The organism is Lichenicola cladoniae, from assembly GCF_013201075.1.
Classification (GTDB): domain Bacteria; phylum Pseudomonadota; class Alphaproteobacteria; order Acetobacterales; family Acetobacteraceae; genus Lichenicola; species Lichenicola cladoniae.
In genome coordinates this window covers 144,237-156,544 of the sequence record NZ_CP053710.1, presented here as the reverse complement: position 1 = coordinate 156,544, position 12,308 = coordinate 144,237, and the positions used below count along the sequence as shown (strand labels likewise).

Genomic DNA, 12,308 nt, shown 5'->3' with positions numbered 1-12,308 from the left:
AAACGGTGAGCGGTTTTCGCTCGCAGAAACCAAGGATGTACTGAGCACCTTCCGAAGATGGTTTATTTGACGGAATAAATACCGCATCTTCAATCCTGCCCGCCCCGCGGTTCGCAACAGCGTTACCATGATGAGAGCTTTTGATAAGCGCATACAATGCCGGTTCGAAAGCCGCCAAAGGTCTCGAGGGCTTGGACGCGATTCTTGATGGCGGCCTTCTTCGGGCTGATGCCGGCGATGTGGACAAATTTATAGGGCATCACGAGCGTCGCGATCTTGAGGAGCGCCATGCGCATTATAATGCATATTTCACGGCTCCCGCACCCCGGAGACGGCGAACGCCGAATTTGACGCCGATACTTTCGGTGCCTGCGAGGTAAGCGTGGCAGAGACTGGCGAGGAAGCTTTCGTTGCGAAATCGGCCCACGTGGTCCAGGACGTCGTGGTGCAGAAGGATATAGACGAGTTCGCCAAAAGGTTCACGACACTCTGCGTCGTGAGGAAGTTGAAGTTGTCGACCCGACGATCGCAGCTGCTGAAACGACAACGAAGCGTTTTGGCATCTAATCAGGATCCTGCCGGACGAAAGATCGTCGGACAGTGTTTTTTGGCGTTCGCCTAAAACAACTTTAAGCTACTTGATCTATGCACGAATTGATCGTGTCACCCGCCTGTAAAGTGCCCGATGAACGTTGGGCGTTCGCCACCACAGCCACTACCCAGAGGTTTTCGGCGCGGTAGCACATCGTGCCGCCACCGATCCAGGCCCGCGATAGTCTATACCTTGCTTTGGCTCGGACATCAGGTCCGCAGCCGCACAAGGACTCGGACTATGACCGCCAGAACCGTATTATTCTTTCAAGCACTTAGCGCGTCGCTGACGATTGCTGGGGGGCTACTGCTTTCCGGATCGTCGGTTCCTCCGACAAGCCGTGAGGCAAGTCTACACCAGGCCTTCCGTCTCGCCGACATTGATCCTAAGATCTTCCATCATTGGCCGAACGTGCACGCGACCACGACTGTCGCCGACGTTGATCCTGCGATCTTCCACCACTGGCCTCACGCGGCGACAACGGTGGCGGACGCAGATCCTAAGATCTTTCATCATTGGCCGAACGTGGACGCGACCGTGACAGTCGCCGATATCGATTCGTCGATCTTTCATCACTGGGGCTGAAGCCTCATTGCACCCCGGGACCAAACATAACTCGGTCGTATGAACTGCGCCTTCTCGCCGAAAGGTGAGAAGGCGCTTTCTCAATGCTGATACAGTGGATACTCTAGCTCTTCCAATGAGATCGTCGCCGTTGAATTGTCTTCTATTTGAGCGCCGGGTGGAAAACTGTCGATGCGGATGGTCCTTGGTTTCCATATGGCCCGCTATAGGTATAACCTCGTTTTCCTGCTTAGCCTTTTGTTCTGGGGCTACACTGGCAGTCGGGCAACGGCCCAACAGATTGCGTTCCAGTCCTATGGCAAGGCGGAAGGGCTTAGGCTTACGAATTCCTGGTTCTCTTGCCTGCAACAGGACCGGTCTGGATACGTCTTCGCCTGCACCGAGCATGGGCTCTATGTCTATGACGGGCGGCGGTTCTTCAACTTCGGTCCGAAACAGGGGCTGCCGGACGGCGGCATCGCCAGCGGCCTTACATTTGATACACGCGGCCGGCTGATCGTTCGCTACCCGCACAGCATCTTTGTTTCAACCGCACCCATCGGACCCCACACCCCGCCAACCGCCCTGACTTTTGAGGCCGCCATCTCACGGGTTGGGCCGATCCCTAGCGACAGCGCGGGCGGAATAGTCTCTTGGAACGGCGGCGCTGTTTTCGCCGGCAAAGGAAAACTGTATCGCGTCCGGATCGACACCAGCAGTGGACGGCCCCTGGTGGAGTTCGCCGATGGGCTCCTCCGGCAGCCAGGGGTTACGTTACAAGACCCGTCCCCTCTCGCCGCCCGAGATTCAACCCTCTGGGTGGTTCGATCGGACGAGTCGATCTGCGGATTCGGCACAACCTCGGCACGTTGTTTCGGTCCCGCCGAGGGTTTGCCAGCCGACAGCTGGGTGGCACTGCTGCTGACGAAGGACGGTCACGTTCTGGCACGCTCCGACACCCGCCTGGCAGACATCGATCCCAGGACGGGCCATGTTGACGTGTCGCTGCTGCCTGACCAAGGCGGACGTTACGCGAACTACCCACAGAGCCTTCTGTTGGCGCTGACACCGTCCGGTCAGCTGCTGACCCAGTCCTCTTCCGGCCTCATGATCCGCGGCCCCTCCGGCTGGAAGACGCTCACCACCGAAAACGGCCTGCCGCAGGTGCCGATCCTGACGTTGATGTTCGACCGCCAGGGCGATCTATGGCTCGCCGTACTCGGACGCGGGCTTATGCGAGCCCTTGGCTATGGCATGTGGGAGAACCTGGACCACCACGACGGCTTGGCCGACGACGTGCTCTGGCAAATTGCTCGCCAGCCGAACGGGCCGCTCTGGGTTGCTTCTGACGGCGGCATCGACGCGATCGGCAGGCCGCCTGGGGTGACTCTGGCACATCGGCACTACGACAAGGCGGCATTCTCGATCGCGCTGGATGCGTTCGGCCACCTTTGGCGGTCTGTCGGGTCGGCCGCCGTCGCCTGCATCACGCTCACTACCGGGCAGGTCAGCACATATCCGCTGCCGCAGGTCAGCCAGATCCTGCATGGATCGAAGGCCCGGCTCTGGTTCATCACAGAGAAGGGCGTCTACATCGTCGACAGCGCTCCCGCACCGACGGCGCCACAGCCGATCGCCGGCCTGTCGGGGTCCGTGACGACGGCGGTTGTCGCTCCCGACGACAGCCTCTGGGTGCTTCGCGGCCAGGATTTATTGCACCGCCACGCCGACGGCTCGATCATCTTTATTCCTCTACATTGGCAGCAGGCCGACTTCGAGCCGCTGACGCTGACGGCCGGACCGGCGGGAGTGGTCTGGGTCGCAGGGGCCGGCGGCGGGCTCTACCGGCTGCAGCTGGACAGCGACAGGATCGTGTCGAGCACCCGGTTCCAGCCACCCGACGTTATTTCCAACAGCATTGTCTCGCTGCTGGTCGACAGCCGGGGCTGGCTGTGGGCCGGGACCGACAACGGAGTTTCGGTCTTCAACGGTCGGCGCTGGGCGTCCGCCACCACTGCGGATGGCCTGATCTGGGATGATCTGGACCAAGGTGGCCTGCTGGAGGATAGCGACGGCTCGATGTGGATCGCTACCAGCCACGGACTGTCGCACCTGCTCGATCCGATGCAGCTGTTCATGAAGGAAAGCCTGAAGCCGGTCATCACTTCCGTCACCGTTGGCGAAACGGCTTTCCGCGAGCAGGCGGTGCCCTACACGCGGGATGCCTTCTTCATCCAGTTCGGCGTGCTCAACTTCCGCGCGGGCAGTATCGTCCGCTTTCGTTATCGCCTTGATGGTGTCGACAAAGGATGGGCTGACACCGCGAGCGGCTACGCCCGGTATCCTTCGGTTCCCCCGGGAAATCACCGGTTCGAGCTCGTTGCCTACGACCCGCTGGCGCATCAGGTTTCGGCACCCGTATCCGTCCTGCTGCGCATCAGGAAGCCGTGGTGGCTCTGGTGGCCGCTGCTGGCCCTCTATTTCCTGGCCGGAGCAGGTTCCGCCTACGGCGTCTTGCGGCTGAGGGTCCGCCTTCTTGTCCAGCAGAGGCAGGCACTCAAGCGCGAGGTCGAACTGCGCACAGCTGAAATCCGTGAGGCCCAGGCGACGGACAGCCTGACCACGCTGCTGACGCGGGGCGAGATACAATCCAGGCTCGTCAGGACGCTCGCCCAGGCGGATCGAACATCCCAGGTCGCGATAGGCTTGCTGGACATTGACCACTTCAAAGGAATCAACGACCGCTATGGCCACCTGGCCGGTGACGAAATCCTCAAGGAAATGGGGCGTCGCCTGAAGCTGGCGTTGAAGCCGGGTGAGTATGCTGGCCGCTACGGTGGAGAGGAGATCCTGATCGTGATCGAGGCTGAACAGGTCCCAGAGGTCAATCGAATCCACCTTTTGAACATCGCGACCTGCGGCGAGCCGTTTGACGTGGATGGCGAGGTTATCAAGGTAACCTGCAGCATCGGCATGGCGCATGAGCATGCACGCGACGAATGGAAGTCGCTGGTCGGTCGCGCAGATAAAGCACTCTATCAAGCCAAAGCCGAGGGCCGTGACCGGATCATCGTGTCTGTCCGGGACGCGATGATCTAGCAAGCTGCGGACATTCAGGTGCGGAGATCGCGCTGATCTGGTCCTCTCCTATGGGATCGAGGGATAGGATGCCCGGGACGGACGATCAGACTAAAAACGCCTTTCAAAACCTTCTCTGCAGTTTGTTGAAGCAGATAAGCGCGCAGGCGAGAGCGGTGAAGGCGTCGTGGATGTCGCTTCTGCGCTCATAGCGCGTGACGAGGCGGCGGTTGCGGTTGATCCAGGCGAAGGTTCGCTCGATGACCCATCGGTGCCGCCCGAGCTTCTGGCTGGTCTCGATGCCCCGCCTTGCGATGCGTGGTGCGATGCCGTGACGGCGGCAGGCCTGTGGGCAGCGCCGATGGTCGTAGGCCTTGTCGGCGTGGAGCTTGTCGGGACGATGCCAGGCGCGGTCTGTCTTGCCGCCGATCGGCGGGATCCAGTCAAGCAACTTCTCGAACGGCATGCTGTCGTTGGTATTGGCGCCGGTCAGGACGAAGGCGAGCGGGATGCCATTCCGGTCGGTGACACGATGGCGTTTCGTGCCCAGCCTGCCTCGATCGGTCGGGTTCGGCCCCGTCTTGTCACCCCCCTTTTGGCGGCGAGGGACGCGCTGTCGATGCACGCGCGGCTCCAGTCGATCCCGCCTGCCGCCTGCCGCCCGCAGCCGATGCAGCAATGCGCGGTGCAGCCCGTCCGGGGACAGGACACGAAAGTGCTCCCTGCGTCCGGTTCATGCGAACGGACCTGCGGATTCCGATGCAAAGCGGCCGGTGATTCCGATTGAATGCGGCCACTGATTCCAACGAATGCGGCCACCCCATTGGGGCTGGTTTTGAAGTCGACGATCTGATGCCCGGTAGCGTGGCTCCCATGACGAGTGGGGGACGCGATGCCAGCCGAGAGAGTGTCGATGCGCAAGGTTCGCGAGGTTTTACGGCTGCGGCACGCCTGTGGGGCGAGCGAGAGGATGATTGCCCAATCGGTGGGGATCAGCCGGACGACGGTGGGCGAGTATCTGCGGCGGACAGCGGTGATCGGGATCACTTGGCCGTTGCCGACGGAGATGGACGATGCCGAACTGGAGCGGCGGCTGTTCACGCCGGCCGGGTTCGATACGGCCCTCATTCGGGCTGCGCCGAACTGGAACCATGTCCATGCCGAGCTCCGCCGCCGGGGTGTGACCCTGGTGCTGCTCTGGGAAGAATACAGAGCAGAGCATCCGGATGGCTACGGTTATAGCCGCTTCTGCGGGCTCTACATCGGCTGGCGCCGCGGTGTCAGCGCCACGATGCGACAGACGCACGTTGCCGGCGAGAGACTGTTCGTCGACTACGCGGGTGACACCGTGCCGGTGTTCGATGGGGCGACCGGGGAGGAGCGACCGGCGCATATATTCGTCGCGGTGCTGGGTGCGTCGAATTACACGTATGCCGAGGCCAGATGGAGCGAGGGACTGGCGGATTGGATTGGCGCGCACGTCAACGCGCTGACGTTCCTGGGCGGGGTGCCGAAGCTCCTGGTCTGCGACAACCTGCGCTCTGGCGTCACGGCCACCTGTCGCTACGAGCCGGGGATCAACCGCACCTACCAGGAGATGGCGGCGCATTACGGCACGGCGGTGCTGCCAGCCCGTGTCCGCCACCCGCGCGACAAGGCCAAGGTCGAAACCGGGGTGCTGATCGTCGAGCGGTTCATCCTGGCGCGGCTGCGCAACCGGCGGTTCCTGTCGCTCGGCGAGCTTAACGAGGCGATCCACGCCGTCCAGGGCGACATGAATGCCCGACTGATGCGCAAGCTTGGCGCCAGCCGGCGGTAGTTCTTCGACAGCATCGACCGGCCGGCGCTGATGCCGCTGCCAGCCGAGCCCTACGCCTATGCCGAGTGGAAGCGCTGCCGGGTGGCACCCGACTACCATGTCGAACTGCACGGCCACTTCTACTCGGTCCCGTCGCGTCTGATCCGCGAGCTGGTCGAAGCCCGCATCACCGATACGACGATCGAGGTGTTCCACGCCGGCCAGCGGGTCGCGGCGCATCTGCGGTCGACGCTGCGCCGGCGGCACACGACAACACCTGAGCACATGCCGAGCGCCCATCGCCGCTACGCCAGTTGGACGCCGGCGCGGATCCAGGTGTTCGCTGCCGAGGTCGGTCCGGGCACCACCGCCCTGGTCGAGACGATCATGAGCGCCAAGCCGCATCCCGAGCAGGGTTTCGGCGCCTGCCTCGGCATCCTACAGTTGGCCAAGACCTATGGCAGCGCTCGCCTGGAGGCAGCCTGCCAACGCGGCATCAGTATCGGTGCCCGCAGCTACGGCTCGATCGCCTCAATCCTGCGCAACGGCCTCGACCGCGCATTCCAGGAGGATCCGGCCCCCGATACCGCTCCCGTGCTGCACGAGAACATCCGCGGTCGCGGCTACTACCACTGACAAAGGAAAACCCGATGCTTGCCCATCCAACCCAGGAACGCCTGATCGCCCTTGGCCTCGGCAGCATGGCCAAGGCGTTCGACGACCAGCGACGACAGCCCGACATTGCAGCACTGAGCTTCGAGGAGCGGCTGGCACTGCTGATCGATCGCGAGAGCACCGACCGGGAGAACAAGCGACTTGTTGCCCGGCTGCGCTTCGCAGCGCTCCGCTAGGCGGCCGTGGTCGAGGACGTCGACCTGCGCAGCGCACGCGGACTCGATCGGGCATTGTTCCAAAAGCTTGCAGCTGGGGACTGGATCGACCGCAAGCAGAACCTGCTGATTCTAGGGCCGACCGGCGTGGGTAAGTCGTGGCTGGCCTACGCGCTCGGCCACAAGGCCTGCCGGGACGACCGCTCTGTCGCCTACTACCGGATGCCCAGGATGCTCGAGGCTCTCGCACTGGCCCGTGGCGACGGACGCCATGCCCGCATGCTGAAGACGATCGCCCGGGTGCAGGTCCTAATTCTGGATGACTGGGGTCTCACGCCGCTCAGCGCCGAGCAGCGACGCGACCTGCTGGAGATCATGGACGACCGTCATGGCAAAGGCTCGACGATCGTGACCAGCCAGGTTCCGGTCGATCATTGGCACGAGGTCATCGGCGATCCGACCATTGCCGATGCGATCCTCGACCGCCTCGTCCACAACGCCCACCGCCTCATCCTGAAGGGGGAGTCACTCAGAAAACAGGCCGCAAAGGCGATCATGCTTGACGCCGAAGTCACCGCCTGACCCCATAACCACGTCGATGACGACCCCGGCCGGGATCATTGGAATCTCTGGGCGCCTTCGATTGGAATCGGTGGCCACCATCGATTGGAATCAGTGGCCGCATTCATCGGAATCCGCAAACGGACCTGGAACTTACGCAGCCAGCAATGACGGCCGTTTCCGCAGCGGCCTGAGCAGGCCAGGGCCGGGCTGGGCGTCAGCGGCCCAGACGTAGTCGCCGGTGAGGCTGATGTGCTCCCATCCCAGCGGGGCCACGTGGCGCATCAGATCGGGCGGGACCGCGGCGCCCCGGGCGGCGAGCGCGTCGAACGCGGCCTGCAGGTAGCGCGTGTTCCACAAGATGATGGCCGCAACCAGCAGGTTCAGCCCCGACGCCCGAAAGGCCTGGTTCTCGAACGAGCGGTCACGCAGCTCGCCCAGGCGGTGGAAGAATACCGCCCGCGCCAGCGCGTTGCGAGCCTCGCCCTTGTTCAGCCCGGCGTTGGCACGCCGGCGCGACTCGCCGCTGCGCAACCAGTCGAGCGTGAACAGGCTCCGTTCCGCGCGGCCGATCTCCCGCAGGGCGACGGCCAGCCCGTTCTGCCGCGGGTAGGCGGCCAGCCCGCGCAGCATGGCCGACGCGGATGCGCGGCCGGAGCCGACCGACACCACCAGGCGCAGCGCCTCGTCCTAGTGCGCCCGCACGTGGTCGGCGTCCACGATGCCGCCGACCATGCCGGCCAGCACCTCCGGAACGGCCTGGCCGCGGAAGACTTACAGCCTGCGGTCCTTCAGGTCGCGGGTTTTGTCAGCACTCGCGCCAGAGTCCCAAGCTTTCCTCATAACAGCCTACGGGGTCACGCGTTCTGCATGATCCCGAGCGCAAGTTTAGCGCTCCTTGCGAAGCGGAAGCGTCGGAGGGAGGCGGATACGATCTGGTTGTGACGGCGACGAGGGCGAAGGAGGTTGCGGAGTTCGCCATGCTCTCGGCAGAAGCGGTGGGCGGCATCGTGGTTTTTGGAGCCTCGCATACATCGGATCCTGCCCTTGATGCCGCGATGGTCCTGTTCGAGACGGTTGTTCAGGTATGCGCTGGTGCGGTGTCGGACTGCCTTGCCTAGCACAGTGCGGATCGCCCGTGGGTAGGAGCCGTGCCCGTCCGTCGTCACCCGGTCCGGCCGCAGGCCCATAACCGCCCGCGCCGAGCGGAAGAACGCTTTGGCGGCCTTCATGTCCCGATGCTCGCTCAACATGGCGTCGATCAGGTTCCCGTCCCGGTCGACCGCCCGGTAGAGGTAGCACCAGTGGCCGCGGACCTTCAGGTAGGTCTCGTCGACCAACCAGCTCGCGCCGGATTGCCGTCCGGTGCCGCGGCGGCGTTTGCGCAGCTCATCGCCCATGGCCGGCAGCAGCTTTGCCTCCCAGTCACGCACGGCCTCGTAGCTGACCTCGATCCCACGCAGCGCCATGATCTCGCTCAGGTCGCGAAGCGTCAGCCGATACCGCAGCCGGCAGAATACCACGAAGGCGATGATGTCGCTGGGCAGGCAGGTCCGGTTGAGGACGCCACCGCTGCGCTCGTTGAACTGCCGCCCGCAGGTTCGGCACCGCAACCGCCGGTAGCCGCGAGCCGTAACTTCAGGCCGCTCCGTCACTGCCGTAGACCCACAGCACACGCAGTTCATCCCGATGTCCGCCCAATGCCACGGCTGGCGACGCTACGTCAGCCACCGAGCGGCCAACAGATCCGTACTGGCGCGAGGGCTGACAGAACCGGTCAGCCTGGCAGAAGGCCAATGGGTATGGTCGACGTAGCATCGTGGAGACGACGATCGGTCGCTACAAACACATCATCGGTCCGAAGCTCAGAGCACGATCGACCGCCGGTCAGAAAGCTGAGGTCGCCATCGCCATTCGCGCCCTCAACCAAATGATCCAGATAGCCAAGCCAATCTCCGTCCCCGCCGTCTGACGCGATCACCGGGCAGGGCAAACTCTTGCTTCCTGCTTGATCGACGCAACAACGCAGCCTGAATAGCCAAAGTCCGGATCAGGTCGCGGAGCGTTTGATGCCGGCAACCAGCTTTCGCCAGTTACCGCTGGCTATCTTCACACGATCGGCGTCACTCAGATTTGCCTCATCGAGAAAACGCCGCGCGCCCCCGTCTGGCACCGTTAGAAATGGATAATCAACAGAGAACAGGATTCGATCGATGCCGACGACTTCCGTTGCCCAGCGAAGATATCGCTGGCTGAATATTCCGCTCGGCGCAACGTGGACTTGGTCCCGGACATAATCCGACAAGGCCCGGGGTAGCTTCGCAGAAGTGCGCATTATGTCATCGATTCGTTCAAGATAGAACAAGATTACTTCCCCCCAATGTCCAAGAATGAGTTGCAAGTTGGGATAACGATCGAGCACGCCCGAAAGGATTAGGCGAATGACCTGTATGCCAGTTTCGTAATGCCAGCCGATCCCGCCGATCGCGAACAACGTGCTGACCTGGGTATCGAAGTCATCGTAATAGGCCGCGCGTACCGTTGGCTGTGGTGATTGCGGGTGTATATAGAGTGGCGCGCCGAGCGCCTCCGCCGCTTCATAGATAGGCCAGAAGTCAGGATGGTCCATGTTCTTCTCGCGGGTGCGGCCGAACGGCATTGCGCCGTTCATGCCAAGTTTTGTCACCGCCCGCTCCAGCTCAAGCGCCGCCGCCTTCGGGTCGGGTGTTGCGAGCGTAGCAAACGCCTGAAAACGTTCCGGGCAGGCCCGGACGGTCTCGGCGAGCAAGTCATTGACTTGCGTCTGCAGACGCCTGGCATCGTTGACTTTCAAGTTCTGCACGCCGGGCGTAGTCAACGAGAGGACTTGCACGTCAACGCCGCTTGCGTCCATCGCCGCTAATCGATCTGCGCCAACCTCCATCAGCCGCCGCCCAACCTCACCCTTGGACACGCCTTTGAAGCTGAGATCCTGCCACTTAGGGTCTAGCGTTCGCCACGCCTCTATTATCTCAGGTGTCACAATGTGTTCTTCGAGCGCGATAATCTGCATAGCTTCGCCTTCCACCGAACAGCTGAGCGAAAAGTTCCCGGAGGTCATGCGTTGCTCCAAGAACTTCTGCGCAGTATAGTTATCAAAACGCCTGGGGAGCGGAAGCGTTGCGCGGCGCCAAGCGTGGCACGTGTGAAAAACAGCATGCAAGGGCTCTGGCGCAATCTTGATGCGATCCGCATCCACCGCATCGCGAAAGCGTCCATACGGTGGCACTTTGTAACTCTCGCGACCCTGTCAGATCGGTTTTGCGTCGTTGTTGAGTGTGACGAGTTCTCTGAACAAGGTCTAAGTTAGGCTTGGTCTGCATCACAAAGGGCGTTCTGTCCGTACGCGAGCAGTCTACATGTCAGTTAAATCGGGGATTTCTGAGGTGTCCAGCAAGGCAGCCTTTTCTCGGAGGGTAGCCAGGCGCGCTAACATTAAGTCAGAGCCACTATTGGATGCTGGTTTATAAAGGGCAACCTGTCGGTGTTTATTGACGGGCACAAATCCTGCCTCGATCAGCATACCGACTGCAAACGGCCATATCTGAAAAACATTTAACTGACGCACCGGCGCGTCTCCACGAGCATCGGCATCGTCAACGATCCTGGCCATGACGAGCCATGGTTCATCGCCATGTCCGGCAAGCCCGGTTATCTCAATACCCGCGACTGCGCCGCGCGCCGGGGTATCGAGCCGATGTTCGCCAATTTCCAGTCGCGCGGCTTTGGTCTCGAACAGAAACAATTGCAGACACCGGATCGCCTGTCCCGCCTAATGCTGGTGTTGAGTCTGGCGCTCTACTTCGCCGTCGCAACCGGACAATGGAATGCCGTGGCCAATTTCACCGTGGACGAACAAATCGCACAGTCATCAGCCGAGAAACCGGATCCACGGCCGCTTGTCCTGGTTCACCAGAGGACGCGGCGCATCGTCAGGATGGTGACTTTCGGATTGCCGCTGCCACCACCATGGCCGTCAGGATGAAAATGATGGGTGCTCAGGCCTCTTAGAGCGCCTTTCAAAACCTTGTACTGCCCGGCGATCTGATTCATGAGGAGACATGGCTTCTCCTCTCGTCTCCGACGCCCTCTGGTCGATCATCGAGCCGTTGCTGCCCGTGCCTCCGCCACGACCGCGGGGCGGCAGGCCGCGGGTACCGGATCGGGCGGCGCTGACCGGGATCCTGTTCGTGCTACGGACCGGCATCCAGTAGGAGATGCTACCGCTTGAGGTGGGGTGCGGCTCGGGCATCACGTGCTGGCGTCGCTTGCGGGATTGGCAAGAGGCAGGCGTGTGGGATGCACTGCACCGCGAACTGCTGCGTCGGCTGCGGGCGGCCGACCGGATCGACTGGAGCCGGGCCTGCCTGGACAGCGCATCGCTGGCTGCAAAAAGGGGGGCGACAAGACAGGGCCAAACCCGACCGATCGGCGCAGGCTCGGCACGAAACGCCATCTCGTCACGGACCGGAGCGGCATCCCGCTCGCCTTCATACTGACCGGCGCCAACACCAACGACAGCATGCCGTTCGAGGAACTGCTCGACAGCATCCTGCCGATCGGCGGCAAGCCGGGCCGGGCACGACACCGGCCGGACAAGCTGCACGCCGACAAGGCCTACGATCACCGACGTTGCCGCCAGGCCTGCCGCCGCCGTGGGATCTCACCCCGCATCGCCCGGCGCGGCGTCGAGACCAGCCAGAAGCTGGGCCGACACAGGTGGGTCATCGAGCGGACCTTCGCGTGGATCAACCGCTACCGCCGGCTCGTCACGCGCTACGAGCGCAGAAGCGATATCCACCACGCATTCACCGCTCCCGCCTGCTCATTGTGAGCTGCTGCCGGT

General features: G+C 62.6%; 9 protein-coding genes and 4 pseudogenes. 7 read left to right on the top strand and 6 right to left on the bottom strand.

Translation table 11 applies throughout. The features are described 5' to 3' along the window. Positions 1–122: 122 nt before the first annotated feature. Positions 123–290 carry a hypothetical protein gene (locus HN018_RS24900; RefSeq protein ID WP_171835763.1) on the bottom strand — a complete coding sequence of 56 codons (168 nt, stop codon included), beginning with the start codon at positions 288–290 and terminating at the stop codon, positions 123–125. A gap of 542 nt (positions 291–832) precedes the next feature. On the opposite strand from HN018_RS24900, the gene HN018_RS24895 reads away from it, so the two are divergent. Next, positions 833–1,177, top strand: coding sequence for a hypothetical protein (locus HN018_RS24895; protein ID WP_171835762.1), 345 nt, complete (start codon positions 833–835; stop codon positions 1,175–1,177). 888 nt (positions 1,178–2,065) lie between these two features. Then, positions 2,066–4,255: a ligand-binding sensor domain-containing diguanylate cyclase gene (locus tag HN018_RS24890; protein ID WP_172443570.1), complete on the top strand. Its 2,190-nt coding sequence runs from the start codon at positions 2,066–2,068 to the stop codon at positions 4,253–4,255. Positions 4,256–4,358: 103 nt separating this feature from the next. On the opposite strand, the gene HN018_RS24885 is transcribed toward HN018_RS24890, so the two are convergent. Beyond that, a complete protein-coding gene (locus HN018_RS24885) occupies positions 4,359–4,913 on the bottom strand; it encodes an IS5 family transposase (RefSeq protein ID WP_171834388.1) in 555 nt (184 codons plus the stop codon). A 213-nt stretch (positions 4,914–5,126) separates the two neighbouring features. On the opposite strand from HN018_RS24885, the pseudogene istA reads away from it, so the two are divergent. Together istA and istB are read left to right on the top strand one after the other, a co-directional pair. Beyond that, a pseudogene (gene istA, locus HN018_RS24880) lies at positions 5,127–6,668 on the top strand (IS21 family transposase). Between the two features lie 14 nt (positions 6,669–6,682). Further along, a pseudogene (gene istB / locus HN018_RS24875) lies at positions 6,683–7,444 on the top strand (IS21-like element helper ATPase IstB). A 132-nt stretch (positions 7,445–7,576) separates the two neighbouring features. Here the strand turns inward: istB and HN018_RS24870 are convergent. Then, positions 7,577–8,236 (bottom strand): annotated as a pseudogene (locus tag HN018_RS24870) (Tn3 family transposase); the annotation flags it as partial. Positions 8,237–8,280: 44 nt separating this feature from the next. Continuing rightward, positions 8,281–9,108 carry an IS6 family transposase gene (locus HN018_RS24865; protein ID WP_456307030.1) on the bottom strand — a complete coding sequence of 276 codons (828 nt, stop codon included), beginning with the start codon at positions 9,106–9,108 and terminating at the stop codon, positions 8,281–8,283. Between the two features lie 134 nt (positions 9,109–9,242). Here HN018_RS24865 and HN018_RS29590 point away from each other — a divergent pair, with 134 nt between their 5' ends. Continuing rightward, positions 9,243–9,395 (top strand): hypothetical protein, encoded by a 153-nt coding sequence (locus HN018_RS29590; RefSeq protein WP_171834385.1) that lies wholly within the window; start codon positions 9,243–9,245, stop codon positions 9,393–9,395. Positions 9,396–9,473: 78 nt separating this feature from the next. Here HN018_RS29590 and HN018_RS24855 read toward each other — a convergent pair whose 3' ends face one another. Together HN018_RS24855 and HN018_RS24850 are read right to left on the bottom strand one after the other, a co-directional pair. Further along, entirely contained in the window at positions 9,474–10,523 is a 1,050-nt protein-coding gene (locus tag HN018_RS24855; protein ID WP_239479442.1) for an amidohydrolase family protein, read from the bottom strand. Positions 10,524–10,817: 294 nt separating this feature from the next. Further along, on the bottom strand, positions 10,818–11,075 hold the full coding sequence (locus HN018_RS24850; RefSeq protein WP_171834384.1) for a hypothetical protein: 258 nt from the start codon (positions 11,073–11,075) through the stop codon (positions 10,818–10,820). A 21-nt stretch (positions 11,076–11,096) separates the two neighbouring features. Between HN018_RS24850 and HN018_RS24845 the strand changes: the two genes are divergently transcribed. Further along, a complete protein-coding gene (locus tag HN018_RS24845; RefSeq protein ID WP_171834383.1) occupies positions 11,097–11,447 on the top strand; it encodes a hypothetical protein in 351 nt (116 codons plus the stop codon). Between the two features lie 76 nt (positions 11,448–11,523). Continuing rightward, positions 11,524–12,296, top strand: a pseudogene (locus tag HN018_RS24840) (IS5 family transposase). Positions 12,297–12,308: the final 12 nt, after the last annotated feature.